The organism is Actinosynnema sp. NPDC002837 (assembly GCF_040295345.1).
In the GTDB taxonomy this organism is placed as follows: domain Bacteria; phylum Actinomycetota; class Actinomycetes; order Mycobacteriales; family Pseudonocardiaceae; genus Actinosynnema.
Genome location: NZ_JBEOVG010000029.1, coordinates 38,470 through 53,571, shown reverse-complemented (window position 1 = coordinate 53,571; position 15,102 = coordinate 38,470). Strand labels below are relative to the sequence as shown.

The 15,102-nt window shown below is 73.5% G+C and carries 17 protein-coding genes; 8 read left to right on the top strand and 9 right to left on the bottom strand.

All coding sequences use genetic code 11. The features are described from left to right. Positions 1–238 precede the first annotated feature (238 nt). Both ABTZ99_RS21025 and ABTZ99_RS21020 read right to left on the bottom strand, forming a co-directional pair. A complete protein-coding gene (locus tag ABTZ99_RS21025) occupies positions 239–1,195 on the bottom strand; it encodes an RNA polymerase sigma-70 factor (protein WP_499613158.1) in 957 nt (318 codons plus the stop codon). Then, complete coding sequence (locus ABTZ99_RS21020) at positions 1,192–1,947, bottom strand: SDR family NAD(P)-dependent oxidoreductase (RefSeq protein WP_498773323.1); 756 nt, start codon at positions 1,945–1,947, stop codon at positions 1,192–1,194. The genes ABTZ99_RS21025 and ABTZ99_RS21020 overlap by 4 nt, the downstream gene beginning before the upstream one ends. A 133-nt stretch (positions 1,948–2,080) precedes the next feature. On the opposite strand from ABTZ99_RS21020, the gene ABTZ99_RS21015 reads away from it, so the two are divergent. Beyond that, positions 2,081–2,488, top strand: a complete 408-nt coding sequence (locus ABTZ99_RS21015; RefSeq protein ID WP_498773325.1) for a PPOX class F420-dependent oxidoreductase — start codon at positions 2,081–2,083, stop codon at positions 2,486–2,488. On the opposite strand, the gene ABTZ99_RS21010 is transcribed toward ABTZ99_RS21015, so the two are convergent. Beyond that, positions 2,485–3,054 carry a TetR/AcrR family transcriptional regulator gene (locus ABTZ99_RS21010; protein WP_499613154.1) on the bottom strand — a complete coding sequence of 190 codons (570 nt, stop codon included), beginning with the start codon at positions 3,052–3,054 and terminating at the stop codon, positions 2,485–2,487. The two genes, ABTZ99_RS21015 and ABTZ99_RS21010, sit on opposite strands and share 4 nt — an antisense overlap. Before the next feature lie 90 nt (positions 3,055–3,144). Between ABTZ99_RS21010 and ABTZ99_RS21005 the strand changes: the two genes are divergently transcribed. After that, entirely contained in the window at positions 3,145–3,543 is a 399-nt protein-coding gene (locus ABTZ99_RS21005; protein ID WP_498773328.1) for a DUF4267 domain-containing protein, read from the top strand. Here ABTZ99_RS21005 and ABTZ99_RS21000 read toward each other — a convergent pair. Beyond that, entirely contained in the window at positions 3,485–4,378 is an 894-nt protein-coding gene (locus ABTZ99_RS21000; protein WP_499613151.1) for a class I SAM-dependent methyltransferase, read from the bottom strand. The two genes, ABTZ99_RS21005 and ABTZ99_RS21000, sit on opposite strands and share 59 nt — an antisense overlap. A 165-nt stretch (positions 4,379–4,543) precedes the next feature. On the opposite strand from ABTZ99_RS21000, the gene ABTZ99_RS20995 reads away from it, so the two are divergent. Next, entirely contained in the window at positions 4,544–5,395 is an 852-nt protein-coding gene (locus ABTZ99_RS20995; protein WP_498773332.1) for a WXG100 family type VII secretion target, read from the top strand. Continuing rightward, positions 5,395–6,756 (top strand): hypothetical protein, encoded by a 1,362-nt coding sequence (locus ABTZ99_RS20990; RefSeq protein WP_499613148.1) that lies wholly within the window; start codon positions 5,395–5,397, stop codon positions 6,754–6,756. Before ABTZ99_RS20995 ends, ABTZ99_RS20990 begins: the two co-directional genes overlap by 1 nt. A 19-nt stretch (positions 6,757–6,775) precedes the next feature. Here the strand turns inward: ABTZ99_RS20990 and ABTZ99_RS20985 are convergent, their stop codons facing one another. The 3 genes from ABTZ99_RS20985 to ABTZ99_RS20975 form a co-directional block, all read right to left on the bottom strand. Continuing rightward, entirely contained in the window at positions 6,776–8,275 is a 1,500-nt protein-coding gene (locus ABTZ99_RS20985) for a hypothetical protein (RefSeq protein ID WP_498773336.1), read from the bottom strand. A gap of 72 nt (positions 8,276–8,347) precedes the next feature. Further along, on the bottom strand, positions 8,348–9,256 hold the full coding sequence (locus ABTZ99_RS20980; protein WP_498773338.1) for an NADP-dependent oxidoreductase: 909 nt from the start codon (positions 9,254–9,256) through the stop codon (positions 8,348–8,350). Further along, positions 9,253–10,287 carry a helix-turn-helix transcriptional regulator gene (locus ABTZ99_RS20975; RefSeq protein WP_499613143.1) on the bottom strand — a complete coding sequence of 345 codons (1,035 nt, stop codon included), beginning with the start codon at positions 10,285–10,287 and terminating at the stop codon, positions 9,253–9,255. Before ABTZ99_RS20975 ends, ABTZ99_RS20980 begins: the two co-directional genes overlap by 4 nt. Positions 10,288–10,427: 140 nt before the next feature. Between ABTZ99_RS20975 and ABTZ99_RS20970 the strand changes: the two genes are divergently transcribed. Beyond that, positions 10,428–10,832 (top strand): DUF1304 domain-containing protein, encoded by a 405-nt coding sequence (locus ABTZ99_RS20970; RefSeq protein WP_499613140.1) that lies wholly within the window; start codon positions 10,428–10,430, stop codon positions 10,830–10,832. Positions 10,833–10,850: 18 nt separating this feature from the next. Here the strand turns inward: ABTZ99_RS20970 and ABTZ99_RS20965 are convergent, their stop codons facing one another. Continuing rightward, on the bottom strand, positions 10,851–11,330 hold the full coding sequence (locus ABTZ99_RS20965; RefSeq protein ID WP_499613137.1) for a hypothetical protein: 480 nt from the start codon (positions 11,328–11,330) through the stop codon (positions 10,851–10,853). Between the two features lie 74 nt (positions 11,331–11,404). Here ABTZ99_RS20965 and ABTZ99_RS20960 point away from each other — a divergent pair, with 74 nt between their 5' ends. The 3 genes from ABTZ99_RS20960 to ABTZ99_RS20950 are packed head-to-tail and all read left to right on the top strand — an operon-like array spanning position 11,405 to position 14,261. Next, positions 11,405–12,406, top strand: coding sequence for a FecCD family ABC transporter permease (locus ABTZ99_RS20960; RefSeq protein WP_499613199.1), 1,002 nt, complete (start codon positions 11,405–11,407; stop codon positions 12,404–12,406). Continuing rightward, positions 12,403–13,431, top strand: a complete 1,029-nt coding sequence (locus ABTZ99_RS20955; protein ID WP_499613134.1) for a FecCD family ABC transporter permease — start codon at positions 12,403–12,405, stop codon at positions 13,429–13,431. The genes ABTZ99_RS20960 and ABTZ99_RS20955 overlap by 4 nt, the downstream gene beginning before the upstream one ends. Then, positions 13,428–14,261: an ABC transporter ATP-binding protein gene (locus ABTZ99_RS20950; RefSeq protein ID WP_498773348.1), complete on the top strand. Its 834-nt coding sequence runs from the start codon at positions 13,428–13,430 to the stop codon at positions 14,259–14,261. The genes ABTZ99_RS20955 and ABTZ99_RS20950 overlap by 4 nt, the downstream gene beginning before the upstream one ends. A 12-nt stretch (positions 14,262–14,273) precedes the next feature. On the opposite strand, the gene ABTZ99_RS20945 is transcribed toward ABTZ99_RS20950, so the two are convergent. Then, positions 14,274–15,101, bottom strand: coding sequence for an SDR family NAD(P)-dependent oxidoreductase (locus ABTZ99_RS20945; protein WP_499613131.1), 828 nt, complete (start codon positions 15,099–15,101; stop codon positions 14,274–14,276). Between the last annotated feature and the right edge of the window lies 1 nt (position 15,102).

Genomic DNA, 15,102 nt, shown 5'->3' with positions numbered 1-15,102 from the left:
CGACCGGACGCTGGGAGCGGTCGGAGGAGCCGGAGGCGTGCCCCCGTTGCCGCCGCCACCTCCGCACGCGGCGAGCAGGAGACCGGTGGCGAGGACCGCCACGAAGCCCTTGCCCGGCCTTCGCCGACGACCGGGTGTCGATGGGGTGGTCACGGCGCGCGTCCTCCGGGGTGGGTGTCGATCGGGGAGTCCGTCGTCTTGGCGGCGGGTGCCCGCGCGCCGGTGCGACAGCTGATCGTCACGTTAGGGGACCAGCGGTTCCGCCGGTGTCCGGCGAACACCCGACACCGGCCGCCGTCGTCTCGCGGAGCACCGCCCACGCGTCCGCCACCGGGCCGACGTGCCCGAGCTTGTCGGGGTTGATCACCGTGCGGATCGTCCGGACCCGGCCGTCGAGGATGTCGAGCGCCCAGGTGTTGACCACCTTGCCGTCCCGGTCGCGGAACACCGCGCCCGGCTCGCCGTTGACCTGCCGCGGCTCGACCACACCGCCGATCCGGACGAACGGCGGCACGAGCGCGGCGAGCACCCGGGCCACCTTCTCCGCGCCGACGAACCGCCCGGCCCACTGCGGCGCCTTGCCGCCGGCGTCGCCGACCAGGTGCACGTCGGCGGCGAGCAGCTCGCGCACGCCGTCCACGTCCCCTTCCCGGAAGGCGTCGAAGAACCGCCCGGCGAGTTCCTCGCGCTCCCGCCGGTCGGCCTCGAACCGGGGCCGGCCCGCGTCCATGTGCCGGCGCGCCCGCACCGCGAGCTGGCGGCACGCCGCCTCCGACCGACCCACCGCCGCCGCGACCTCGGGGAAGCCGAACCCGAACACCTCCCGCAGCACGAACACCGCCCGTTCGATCGGGGAGAGCCGCTCCAGCAGGAGCAGCGCCGCCATGGACAGCGAGTCCGCCAGCTCCGCCGACCGCTCCGGGTCCTGGTACGGGTCGGTGAGCAGCGGTTCGGGGAACCACGGCCCGACGTACCGCTCGCGCCGGACGCGGGCCGAGCGCAGCACGTCGATCGAGATCCGGGTGACCACCGCGGCGAGGAACGCCTTGGTCGACGCCGGTCGGGTCGGGGAGGCGTCGTGGCGCAACCAGGTCTCCTGGACCGCGTCCTCGGCCTCGGCGACGCTGCCCAGGATCCGGTAGGCGATCGAGAACAGCAGCGGCCGCAGCTGCTCGAACTCCTCGTCACGGGTCACCAGGACACCGGGCCTTCCGCGCCGAAGAACCCACCGGTCGGTCCGTCCGCGCCGAGCGTGGCCAGCTGCACCACGACCGAGGCGCCCTGCTCGACGGTGAGGAACCCGGTGTGGTTGTTGCTGTCGGTGTCGACGTAGCCGGGCGCGACCGCGTTGACGAGCACGCCGTCCTTTCGCAGCTCGTTGGCGTACTGCACGGTCAGCGCGTTCAACGCGGACTTGGACGGCGAGTACGCCGCCGACGGCAGCAGCGCGGCGAACGGGCCGGCGGGGTCGCTGGTGAGGGTCAGGGACGCGGCGTGGCTGCTGACGTTCACCACGCGCGGCGCGGGTGAGCGCCGCAGCAGCGGCAGCACGGCGTTGGTCACCGCGATCACCCCGAAGACGTTGGTCTCGAACACCGCCCGGACCATGTCCAGGTCGACGGTGCTCGGCACCTGGTCGTGCGCGTCCGCGGGCGAGACCTGCCCGGAACCGGTGATGCCCGCGTTGTTGACCAGCACGTCGAGGCGGCCGAAGCGCTCCTCGACCTGCCTCGCGACCTCATCGACGGTGGCCTGGTCGGTGACGTCCAACGTGACCGCGTGCGCGTCGCCACCCGCCGCGCGCAACGCCTCGGCGGCCTCCTCGCCGCGCCGCCGGTCCCGCGCGCCGACCAGGACCGTGAAGCCCAGCGCCGCGAGCCGCCCCGCGACCCCGCGCCCGATCCCCTTGTTCGCCCCGGTGACCAGCGCGACCCCGTGCTCGCCCATGACCTGCTCCTGTCCCGCGTCGAATCCTTGTCGCAACCCGAGACGAGACAGCACCGGCACCTGTGACATCCGGCCGGGCAACACCGGGGCTGCGACGGCGTGCGGTGCCCGCAGCAGGTCGGTAGCTTGCGGTATGGCCTTCACCGATGAGGAGATCGCGTACCTGCGGTCGCAGCCGCTCGGTCGGTTGGCGACCCTCGGCGCGGGCGGGCAGCCCGACGTGGTGCCGGTGGCCGTCGAGTTCGACGGCGAGGTCCTGTGGGTCGGCGGCGGCGCGACCGTGCGCGACACCCGGAAGTTCCGCAACGTCGCCGCCGGGAACCACAAGGTGGCGCTGGTGGTCGACGACCTGGTGTCACTCGAACCGTTCGTGGCTCGCGGCATCCGCGTGTACGGCGACGCGGCCCAGCCGTTCGACCGGGTCGGCATGGTCGGGCCCGGCACCTACCTGCGCATCACGCCGACCGTGTCCTGGAGCTGGAACCTCGCGGGCGAGCCCGTCGGTGACGAGTGGTACGCGGCGCGGAAGACCGTGCACTAGGAGAAGCGGCCCAGCAGCAGGTCCAGGCGGGCCCGGCGGTGGCCGGGGCGCAGGCGGCGACCGTGGTCGAGGGTGGCCTGGCCGTGCAGCGCGCTCCAGAACACCTCGGTCCTGGTCTCCACGTCGTCGTCACCGGCCAGGGGCCCGACGGCGGCCACGAACTCGCCGAACGCGGCCCGCAGCTCGGGCGGCGACTCGGCGGTGCCGAACGACAGGTCGACCTCGCGCACGAACATCGCCTCGTACAGCGCGGGCCGCTCGGCGGCGAAGTCCAGGTAGGCCATCGCCAGGGCGCGTAGCGCCCGCGCGGGCGAGCGGTGGGCCGTGCGGGCGGCGCGCAGGCGCTCGGTCATGTCGGCGAAACCCTGCACGGCCACCGCGCGCACGATCGCGTCCTTGCCCTTGAAGTGGCTGTAGAGCACCGGTTGGCTGTACTCGACGCGCTCGGCCAGCCGACGGGTGGTGACCGCGTCCCACCCCTCGGCCTCGGCCAGCTCCCTGGCCGCGTCGACGATCAGCCGCCCGCGCTCGGCGCGTTCGCGCTCACGGCGCTCCTGGATGGACACACCCCGGATGCTAGCAGCGCTAGACATTCGAGCGCACGGCGAGCTAGTGTCGCTCTCGTACCTAGCACTGCTAGCACCAGGAGTCGGGACATGTCACACCACCGGATCAACACGGTCCTCGCCGCGCTCGTCGTCCTCGCCGGCCTCTACTTCGGCCTCGGCTTCCTGCTCGACCCGCAGAGCGCGGCGGCGGGGTTCGGCATCGACCCCTGGCCGCGGGAACCGGGGTACTTCGTGGTCAAGGGCGTCCGCGACATCGCCTACGCGCTCACCGCGCTGATCCTGCTGCTGTTCCGGCACCGCCGCGCCCTCGGCTGGGTGGTGCTGGCCGACGCGGTCATCCCGATCGGCGACTGCGTCGCCGTGTTCACCAACGGCGGCACGGTGGCCTACGCGCTGGCCGTGCACGGCTCGGCGGCCGTGCTGGTGCTCATCGTGGCGGCGTCGCTGCTGTGGGAGACCCGGAAGCGGGCGACCCCGCGGCCGTGAGCAGGAACGCGGGGGACCACCAGTAGTCGTGCAGCCGGGTGACCCGGACCTCGGTGAACCCGGCCCGCTCGACCTGCTCCGCCCACCGCGCCGCGGGCTGCTCCCAGGTGGCCCGGGTCGCGCCCGGCACCAGCTGGCCGGTCAGCACCGGCATCAGGAACCCCTGCGCCACCAGGTCTCGGTCCTCCTCGTACTCGGCCAGCCCGCGTTCGTAGGCCTCGGCCAGGAACCTGAGGTGCTCCGGGCTCGCGGGCGGCAGGTCCGGCACGTCGAACTCGACCACGGCGAGCACCCCGACGTGCCCGACCAGGTCGGCCAGCACGCCGTCGCGCACCTCGTGCGGCAGCGTGTGCAGGGCGAACGTCGACTGCGCCACGTCGAACACCGCGTCCGCCGGCAACGCCGCCGCGAACGGCTCCACCCTCGTGCGCCGGGCGTCGACGTCGTACCCGGCCAGCGCCCGCACCGCCTCGTCGAGCAGCGCCGCGGACGGCTCGACCAGCGTCACCGAGGCCGGCGCGTGCTCCGAGGCCAGGACGGGCCGCAGCGCCCGCCCGTCACCGCAGCCGACGTCCAGCAGGCTCGACGGCCGCGTCCGCGCGTACACCCGCGCCAACGCCTCGGTGACCGCCCGGTACAGGCCCACGTTGCCGCCACCGTCGATGAACGCCTCGAACGCCGCGGGCTGGTCGTACACCGAGCCGGTCCGCGCCGCCGCCAGGTGCTCGGCCAACGCCGCCGCCAGCGGTGTGCCCCCACCGCGCAGCGCCTCCCTCGCGCCGTCGACGTCGCCGCCCGCCAGTGCCCGCAGAGCTTCCTCGCTGTGGTTCGTCACGCCCCGAGCATGCCAAACGCCGCGGGTCGTCACCGGGAGTTGGCCGGACGTTGGTCAGTCGTTGGCGTGTCGCGCTGCACTGTCACCTGAACGAATCCGAGCAGGGGGAGAGATTTCCGTGGGAACGCGAGGGCACGGCGGCGACGCGGCCGGGGAGGGCCGGCGATGACCGACCAGTGGACCGGAGCCGGGATCTTCGAGAGCTACGCGAGCTTCGTCAAGACGATCGAGGGTGACGCGCAGAGCGAGACCGAACGCGTGCTGGACATCACGTTCGGCGCGATCGACGTGGTCGCCTCGACGGTGGCGCTGGCGATCGACCCGATCGGCACGCTGCTCGCGGCCGGGATCGGGTGGCTGATCGAGCACGTCAGCTTCCTGCGCGAGCCGCTGGACATGCTGATGGGCGACCGCGACGCCATTCAGGCGCACATCGAGCTGGTGAAGGCCGACGCCAAGCAGATCCGCGACCAGGCCGAGCTGCACAAGACGGCGATGGACCAGTTCACCGGCTGGGAGGGCAAGGCGGCCGAGGCGTTCAGGCAGAGCATGGACCGGCTCGGCGGCGAGCTGGACTCGCTGGCCGAGGTCGTGGACGGCACGGCGCGCGTCACGGCGGTGACCGGCACGCTGATCATCATCCTGCGCGACATCGTGCGCGACCTGATCGCCGGCCTGCTCGCCCAGCTCGTCAAGGGCGCGTTGATCGCGGCGGCGGCCGCGGTGTTCACCCTGGGCGCGTCCATCGTCGGGTTCATCGGGTACGCGGTCGGGGCGGCCACCGCGCTGGCCGTGCAGATCGGCGCCCGGATCGCCAAGCTGATCGCCGCGCTGGGCAGGCAGGCCGCGCGGCTGGGCAAGCTCGGCGGTTCGATGGGCTCGATCGCGCAGGGCTTCTCGCGGTTCGGCGACGCGGGCGGCATCGTGCACGAGTCGGTCAAGGCGGGCGGCGGGTACGGCGACTTCTACGGCGACGGCAAGAGCGGCGCGCCGGACCAGTCGAAGGCGGCCGTCTGATGGCCCGCCACGGAGGCGGTGGCTCCACGCCGCCGCCCGGCAGCCCGGACAGCACCACCAGCACGACCAGCAACCCGTTCAGCGACCGGTACGAGGTCAGCCCGCCGCCCTCGCCCAACCCGTTCTCGGACTTCTACCAGATCAGCGACAACGGCAGCGCGATGAGCCTGGACAACCTGGACTGGCAGGCGCAGAACCTCGACAACCTGGGCGCCGGCCTCACCACGACGAGCCAGAACCTCGGCTCGCACCAGGCCACGGCCGACGCGTACGGCGCGTTCGGCAGCATGATCGCGTCACCGCTGAACACGACGATCAGCCAGGGCGCGGACACGACCAAGGCCGCCGCGGACGCCGCCGCCAACGCCGCCCAGAAGGTCCGCGACTCGGCCGAGACGATGCGCACGACCGACAGCGACATCACCGACGACCTGAACAGCATCGGGCAGGACAACGACGTCTACCAGGGACCGCCCGGCTCGTCGGGCGGGCGTTCCGACGGCGGCACGGGCGGTCAGGGCGACCGCGCCGACGGCGACAACGGCACCGTGCCGCCGCCTCCCGAGGTGACCGGTGACGGCCCGATGGCGCCACCGCCGAACGCCACGCCGATGCCGAACCCGGACCCCAGGCCGATCGGCGACCGCATCGGCGACATCCGGCAGCAGCTCGGCGTGAACAACGACGTCGGCGCGGTCGTCGTGCCCACGGGCAACCGGCCGGACGGCCGCCCGTACACCCTCGACACGCCGGTCATGGACCTGCCGCCGGGCAACCGCCACGGCCTCACCCCCGAGCAGCAGGGGATGACCCTCGGCGAGATGATGGGCTTCCCGCCGGACCTCATGGCCGACCCGGACTTCGCCGGCACCCCGGCCAAGGACGCCCTCGACATGCAGGGCGGCGGCGCCTACAACGGCGACAGCAACCTGCTCATGCTCGACGACCAGCACAACGACAACGCGACGCTGGTGCACGAGGTCGGGCACGCCAGGCAGAACGAGCACGGCTTCAACCACCACAACTCGCACAACACGTTGCTGGAGTACCAGAACGTGCTGGTCAACGAGAACGCCCACCACGACGCCAACGGCAACCCGCCGCGACTGGCCTACCAGCCGCCGCCGGGCCAACCCCCGACCGACTGGAACGGCCTGCGCGACTACGTCCAGGGCAACCCGGTGACCCTCAACGGGCAGCAGCTCACCCCGAACCCCGCCCACCGGGACCAGAACCTGGTCCTGCTCGACCAGATCGAGCAGCTCACCGGACCCGGCGGCCCGTACGCCGCGGACGGCGCACGGGTGCGCGACAACCTGATCAAGGAGTTCTTCGCCAAGGAGAAGCAGTTGCAGGGGTAGTGCGCGCGCCCGCCCCCGGCTAGCCGCGGCCGGGGGCCGGGCTGCGCATCACGATCAGGTCGCCGTGACCGCCGTACCCCAGCACGTGCTCGGCGTACTGCGTGCCGTCGAACGTGATCAGCCACCACTCGCGGCCGACCGGCAGCAGCATCGGGTGCGGGATGTTCGTGCCGTACGGCGCGTCGAGCGTGCCCAGCTTGCGCATCGCCAGGTCGTACACGGGGTAGTTGCGCGCGTCGCCGTCGCTGGCGAAGAGGTACCACTCGCGGCCGACCCGCTGGATGATCGTGCCCTCGGTCTGGTCCACGGCGGTGTCCGCGCCGACCAGCCGCGTCCGCGTGTAGTCCGCGCCGGGGGCGGCGACGGCGAGCGCCGGGTGGAAGACGAACGCGGGCTGCTGCGCCTCGCTCTCCACGAACGCGAGGTGCCAGCGGTCGTTCACGCGGGTCAGCGCCGGGTCCCACGAGCTGACGGAGGTCGGCAGCGGCAGCCGCTCGGTGCGCAGCACGTGCACGCCGCGCAGCACGTTCGCGGTGGTCGCGGCGTGCCGGATGTGCACGCCCCGGAACGCGAAGTCGCCCCACGAGCTCATGAGCAGGATGAACCGGCCGGTGCGGTCGTCGTACACGACCTGCCCGGCGTGGTCGCCCAGCACCACGCCGTCGCGCTCGAAGAACAGGATCGCGACCTGCTCCAGGCGGGACGGGTCGGCCAGGTCGATCGTCCACACCGCCCAGTGCGCCTGCTGGAAGAAGCCCAGCCCGGCGTTGGTCATGGTCAGGTACAGCTTGCCGTCGCGGATGAACGGCCTGCCGTCGGCGTGCTGCACCACGTGCGGGTCGCGGACGCCGGCCTGGCCGAAGTAGCCCGCGCGCACCCGGCCCAGCCGCACGTCGCCGCCGCGCCCGCCGTAGGCGTAGTCGAGGCCGCCCAGCACCGCGGGCACCCGCAGGTCGACCAGCGCGCGCACGCCGTCCCGCTCGGTCAGCACGGGCTGCCAGCCGGTGCCCGTGCCGGTGGTGTCGACCAGGACGGTGACCGCGTTCTCGTTGACCACGACGGCGAACCGGAACGCGCCGGTCACGCGCACGTCGGCGGACTTCAGCGTGGTCGTCGCGCCGCCGGTGGTCACCTCGATCGTCGCCTTGCCGGTGGTCGCGTCGAGCGTGCCGAGCACGGACGTGCCGCCGCCGGCCAGGCCCGCCACCACCACGCCCTCGGCGCGCTGCACCTCCACCAGCACCGACCCGAACGGCGCACGGGGCCGGACACCGGTGCCGACCAGCGTGTCCGCCGTGGTGACCGGTGGTGTGATCGCGCTGTCGTACTGCACGAACCGCGGCGCGACCAGGTCGAACGGGCGGTGCTTGTGCGCCACCGCGAAGTGCAGGTCGAACGGAGTCGTCGCCGGCTGACCCATCGCGGGCACGTTACCGAACAGCGTCGAGAGCGCCCCGACCGCACCCGCCGCCCCGGCGTGGCGCAGCAACGCGCGTCGATCCATGTCCCGTGCCGCCATCGGACCTCCTCGGACTCCTGCCGGTACTTGTCAACCATGTGTTACAGGCAGGTGTGACCAAGTGTCCAGGGCTCAGGCGGTCAGCACGAGCTTCCCGCGCCCGTGCCCCTCGGCGGCGGCCCGGTGCGCCGCGGCGGCGTCGGCCAGCGGGAACGCCCGGCCGACGGTGGTGACGAGCTCGCCCTTCGCGGCGAGATCCGCCACTTCGGCCAGGCGTTCGGCGGACCGCCGCGGCGGCCCTTCGGTGAACACCACGCCCAGCTCGGCGGCGGCCGCCCCGTCGGCGATGGTGACGATGCGGTCCGTGCCGCCGCGCAGCTCGATCGAGGCGGGCAGCGCGCCCTTGCCCGCGACGTCGAACACCGCGTCGACACCCTCGGGCGCCAACGCGCGCACCCGCCGCACCAGGCCCTCGCCGTACGTCGTCGGCGTGGCGCCGAGCGCGGCGACGTGCTCCTGGTTGGCCGGGCCGGCGGTGCCGATGACCCGCAGCCCCGCCAGCACGCCCAGCTGCACGGCGATCGTGCCGACACCGCCCGCCGCGCCGTGCACCAGCAGCGTCTCGCCCGGCTCGACGCCGAGCAGGCCGAACACGCGGTCGGTGGTCTCGACGGCCACGGGCAGCGTCACGGCGTGCTCCCACGACAGCCCTTCCGGCTTGCGCGCGACCGTGGTGGCCAGCGCGTACTCGGCGTACGCGCCGGTGTCGGACCAGCCGAGCACCTCGTCGCCGACCGACCAGCCGTCGACCTCCGAGCCGACCGCGTCGACCACGCCCGCGACCTCGACGCCGAGGATCGTGGGCAGCGGCGTGCTGAAGAACGCTTCCATGGCGCCGGCGCGGACCTTCGCGTCGTACGGGTTCACCCCGACCGCCCGCACCCGCAGGCGCACCTGGCCGGGCCCCGGCCCGGGCTGTTCGACCTCGTCCAGGCGCAGGCTCTCGGGCCCGCCGAAGCGGCTCAGCACAACGGCTTTCACGGTGTCTCCTCTGCGGGGCGGAGCTTGGCGACCAGTTCACCGCGGCTGCGCACGTCGACCTTGCCGAACACCGACTTCAAGTGGTCCTGCACGGTGTGCGCGGAGATGACGAGCCGGGCCGCGATGTCCGAAGTGGACCGCCCGGCGATGACCTCGTGGCACACCTCGCGCTCCCGGGCGGTGAGGCCGTAGGCGGCGAGGAGCAGGCCGAGCAGCTCGGCGCCGGACGCCCGTTCGACGGTCACCACCGTCTCGCGGTCGTCCTCCGCGATCAACCGGCAGGCCTGCAGCAGGACCCAGCCGCCGGACGCGTCGCGCACGCGCGCCCGGAACGTGCCGGACGGCGCCGCCCGCGCCCCGGTCACCACGGCACGCAGCATCAGCGCGAACCGGCCGGGCGCGATCGCGTCCAGCTCCTCCCGCCAGGTCCGGGCGGCCGCCGTGGCCGCACGCGGCTCGCCGTCCGGGCCGACCACCACGATCGCCGGCTCGCCACCGGCCCGGGGGTTCCCACCCCGCGCCGCCACCCTCGTCGCGGCGGCCAGCGCGGGCGCGACGGAGGCGACGAAGTCGACCTCCCGGTCGGTGAACTCGCCGCGCCGCACCAGGCCCGCCGCGCCCCAGCACGTGCCGTCCACCCGGAACACCACGCGCAGCTCGTGGCTCAGGCCGAGCGGTCGCCACACCTCGTTGAGCCTGCCGCTGCGGGCGCCGTCGCGGCGCGGCACGTCCGACAGCCGCGCCACCGGCTCCGGGCGGCGGGCCAGCTCGGCGAACGTGTGCGGCTCGTCGCCGCCGTACTCGCAGGCCGCCAGCAGCGGCTCGTACTCGGCGGGGATGGCGTTCGGGCCGCTGGTCATCGTGCTGATCACGGCGGTGTCCGGGTCGAGCGACGCCCAGCAGGTCAGGTCGGTCGGCACGACCCGCTCGACCACGTCGATCGCGGCCCGGTGCAGCTCGGCGACCCCGAGGCCCGCCGCGGCCAGCGCGGCGATCTCGCGCCGCGCGCCGACTGCCCGGCCTTCCCACATGCTCGGAGTATGCGCCGGTGACGGCCGCGCTTCCATCCCACATTTCCGGGATGGCGGCCGGTCGCGGACCGCTCCTACCGTCGGGCCATGGAGGCACACCTGCGCACCGCCCGCCAGGGCTTCGAGGGGGAGTGGTCGTCGTGAACGCCGTCGCCCAGGTCGCCGCCGGGGTGGCGGCGGGGATCCACGTGCTGGTGTTCGTGTGGGAGACGTTGCTGTTCCGGCGGCCCGGCGTCCACTGGGGCGTGTTCAAGGTGCCCACCGAGGACGTCGAACCGGTCCGGCTGTGGTCGTTCAACGTCGGCCTGTACAACCTGTTCCTCGGCTCCGGGACGATCGCCGGCCTGATCGCGCTGAACACGGGCGACGAAGCGGTCGGCCGCGCGCTCGTGTTCTACACGTGCGGGTTCATGGTCCTGGCCGGCATCGGCCTCGGCGTGTCGGACCGGCTCGCGCTGAGCCGCCCCAAGGGCGCCGGGGTCGGCGGCACGATCGCGCAGATCACCCCGGCACTCGTCGCGATCGTCGCGCTCGCCCTCAGCTGACCACCCGTCGCCGGCCGATCACCGGTGGACGCAGGAGACCAGCGCGGTGAACGCCGCCCAGGCCTCCTCGGGACCGAACAGCCGCGGCGGCAGCACGTAGCGCACCGCCTCGTACGACAGGTCGCCCCATGGCTCACGCCGGTGCACGCGGCCCAGGACGCGATCGCAGCCGGTGCACGCGAGCCACGGGACCACGACGAGGCCGTCCTCCGCGACCGGCTCGCCGTCGACCACCCGGACCCGGCCGCCGTCGCGGGACCGGCAGCGGCGCAGGGTCGGTTCCACCGACTCGCGCACGCCCCAGACCTCGGCGATGACGGCGATGCCCGCCCGCTCGTCCCCGCTGATCGCCACGTCGCCGTCGACCAGGCCGGTGACGAGCAGGTCGATCCCGGCCTCCTGCTCGCCGATGTCCCGGCACTCGAGCACGTCCCTCACCCGGTCGGGCGGCAGCAGCGCCGCCAGCCCGCGCCACGCGGCTGCCTCGTCCTCGTCCACGTCGCCGAGGCTAACCGGACGATCGACTCACCCGATGTGTCGGTTAGCCTTACCTAAACTTCGGGGAGGTGCGGGTGTCGCGCGACGCGGTGCGAGGGGTCGGCCTGCTGGTGTCGATCGGCGTGCTGGGCCTGATCGTGCTGCTCAGCCTGTGGATCGGCACCAAGAGCATCCCGTTCGCCGACACCTTCGCCCTGCTGCTGGCCGACGACGGCACCGGCGACGCGGCCATCGTGCGCGGCGTCCGCGTGCCGCGGGCCGTGCTCGGCCTGCTGGTCGGCGCGGCGCTCGGCCTGTCCGGCGCGGTGATGCAGGCGTTGACCCGCAACCCGCTGGCCGACCCCGGCCTGCTCGGCGTGAACATGGGCGCGGCGGCGGCGATCGTGTCCGCCATCGCGTTCTTCGGGATCACCAGCCCCACCGGGTACGTGTGGTTCGCGCTGCTCGGCGCGGCGGGCACGGCGACCGTCGTCTACGTCCTGGGCGCGGCGGGCCGCGGCACGGCCACCCCCGACCGGCTGGTGCTCAGCGGCGCGGCGATGACCGCCGTGCTCTACGCCTACGTCTCGGCGATCCTGCTGCTGTTCACGCACACGTTCGACTCGTTCCGGTTCTGGAACGTCGGCTCGCTCGCCGGCCGCGACTTCGAGCTGATCGGCCAGGTCTCGCCGTTCGTGCTGCCCGGCATCCTGATCGCGTTCCTGCTCGCCCGGAACCTCAACGTGCTGGCGCTCGGCGACCACACCGGCAAGGCGCTCGGTGCGAACGTCCACCGCACGCGCGCGTTCAGCGTCCTCGCCGTCACGCTCATGGCGGGCGCCGCGACCGCCGCCGCCGGGCCGATCGCGTTCGTCGGGCTGACCGTGCCGCACGTGGCCCGCATGATCGGCGGCAGCGACCAGCGCTGGGTGCTCGCGTACTCCGCGGTGCTCTCGCCCGTCCTGCTGCTCGGCTCGGACATCGTCGGCCGCGTCGTCATCGCGCCGCAGGAGATGGAGGTCGGCATCATCACCGCGTTCATCGGCGCGCCGGTGTTCATCGCGCTGTGCCGGCGTCGGAAGTTGGCCACGCTGTGAAGACCATCCGCACCCCTGCCGTCTCGCTGCGGATCAGCGAACGCGCCCTGCTCGTCAGCACGGCCATCGTGCTGCTGACCGCGGCCGCCGCCGTCGCCACCATGGTCACCGGCGACTTCCCGCTCACCGTCGGCGAGGTGCTGGCCACGGTCGTCGGGCAGGGCGACGGCTACGCCGACTTCGTCGTCTTCACGCTGCGCCTGCCACGCCTGATCACCGGCCTGCTGGTCGGCGCGGCGCTCGCGCTCAGCGGCGCGATCCTGCAGAGCCTGTCCCGCAACCCGCTGGCCAGCCCCGACATCATCGGCTTCACCCAGGGCGCGGCCACCGGCGCGATCGCGGTCCTCGTGCTCGCGCAGGGCAGCATGGCGGCCACCGCGCTCGGCGCGACCGTCGCGGGCCTGCTCACGTCCACCGCCGTCTACCTGCTGGCGCTCAAGCAGGGCGTGCAGGGCTTCCGGCTGGTGCTCATCGGCATCGGCGTGAGCGCGATGCTGCTCGCGGCCAACTCCTACCTGCTCACGCGGGCCACGCTGGAGAGCGCGCTGGCCGCGCAGGCGTGGCTGGTCGGCGGCCTGAACAACCGGGGCTGGGACCAGGCCCAGGTGGTCGCCGCGGTGCTGGCCGTGCTGCTGCCGTGCGCGCTGGCGCTCGGCCGGCGGCTGGCGCTGCTGGAGATGGGCGACAGCGCCGCGACCGGCCTCGGGGTGAACGCCGAGCGGACCCGCCTGGCGCTGCTCGCGGTGAGCGTCGGCCTGGCCGCCGTCGCCACGGCCGCCGCCGGGCCGATCAGCTTCGTGGCCCTGGCCGCGCCGCAGGTCGCCCGACGGCTCACCGGCGCGTCCGGACCCGGTCTGGCCGCCTCGGCGCTCACCGGGGGTCTGCTGCTGGTCGTCAGCGACTTCGCGGTGCAACGGCTGTTCCCGACGACCCAGCTGCCGGTCGGCATCGCCACCGGCGCGATCGGCGGGCTCTACCTGGTGTGGCTGCTGGCCCACGAGTGGCGGAAGGGGAGCACGACGTGACCGTGCCCGAGGCGGAGCCGACCGGACGACTGCGCGGTGCGCGACTGACGCTGTCCTACGACGAGCGCGTCGTCGTGTCCGGGTTGGACGTCGAGATCCCGGACGGCTCGTTCACCGTCATCGTGGGCCCCAACGCCTGCGGCAAGTCCACCGTGCTCAAGGCGTTGGCGCGGATGCTCAAGCCGCGCGCCGGCGCGGTGTACCTCGACGGCCAGGCGATCTCGACGTACCGCTCCAAGGAGGTCGCCCGCCGGTTGGGCCTGCTGCCGCAGACCTCCATCGCGCCCGGCGGCATCACCGTCGGCGAACTCGTGGCCCGGGGCCGCTACCCGCACCAGCGGCTGCTGCGGCAGTGGTCCGTCGAGGACGAGGAGGTCACCGCGGGCGCGATGCGGATGACCGGCGTGCACGACCTGGCCGACCGCCTGGTGGACGAGCTGTCGGGCGGGCAGCGGCAACGCGTGTGGCTGGCCATGGTGCTGGCGCAGCAGACGTCGATCCTGCTGCTGGACGAGCCGACCACGTTCCTCGACATCGCCCACCAGGTCGAGGTGCTCGACCTGTGCGCCGACCTGCACGAGGACGGCAACCACACCCTCGTCGCCGTGCTGCACGACCTGAACCAGGCGTGCCGCTACGCCACCCACCTGATCGCGATGAAGCCCGGCGTCGGCGTGGTGGCGCAGGGCAGGCCGGCCGACATCGTGACCGCCGAGCTGGTGGAGGACGTGTTCGGCCTGCCGTGCCGGGTGATCGCCGACCCGGAGACCGACACCCCGCTGATCGTGCCGTTGCGGCGGCAGCGCGTCGCCCAACCGTCCACCGCGTAGCGAGCCCTCGGCTCAGACCTGCCACCTCGCGCGGCCCGGGGGTTCCGGGGTCAGGTCGGAGTCGAAGGCGGCGGCGATGGCGTCCACGTCCCACGAGTCGCGGGTCAGCACGGGCTGCTTCACGGCGTACTGCGAGATCACGTGCAGCTTGTCCGGCAGGAAGCGGATCAGCTGGCTGGTCACGCCGCCGGCCAGGTCGCTGAGCAGGTACGTCACCAAAGGCGCCATCCTGTCGGGCGTCTGGTCCCGCGAGCTGATCTCCTCGGCGCGGGGGTCGAGGTCCATCATCGGGGTCCACGCGAGCGGCGCGACGGCGTTGACGCGGACGTCCCGCGCGGCCAGCGAACCGGCCCACGACAGGGTCAACGACGCCACCGCGCCCTTCGACGCCGAGTAGGCCGCGGCGCCGGCGCGGCCCAGCATCGCGCCCGACACGACGTTCACGATCGAGCCGCCGCGCATCACCTTCGCCGCCGCCGTGCCGCAGTACATCGTGCCGAGCACGTTCACCTCGACCACCGAGCGCAGCACGTCCGGCTCGTCCTCCCACGGCTCGGCGAAGTGCGTGACGCCCGCGTTGTTCACCAGCCCGTCGACCCGCCCGAACGACGACGCGCACAAGTCCACGAGCGCCTGCGCGACCGCCGGATCGGTCACCGACCCGGTGTGCGCCACGGCCTCGCCGCCCGCGTCCACGATCGAGGCGACGACCGACGGAGCACCCTCGACGTCGTTCACCACGACCCGCGCGCCCGCCGCCGCCGCGTGCCGCGCGTACGCCTCGCCCAACCCGCGACCCGCGCCGGTCACGATCACGGCCTTGCCGTCCAGGATCCCCATG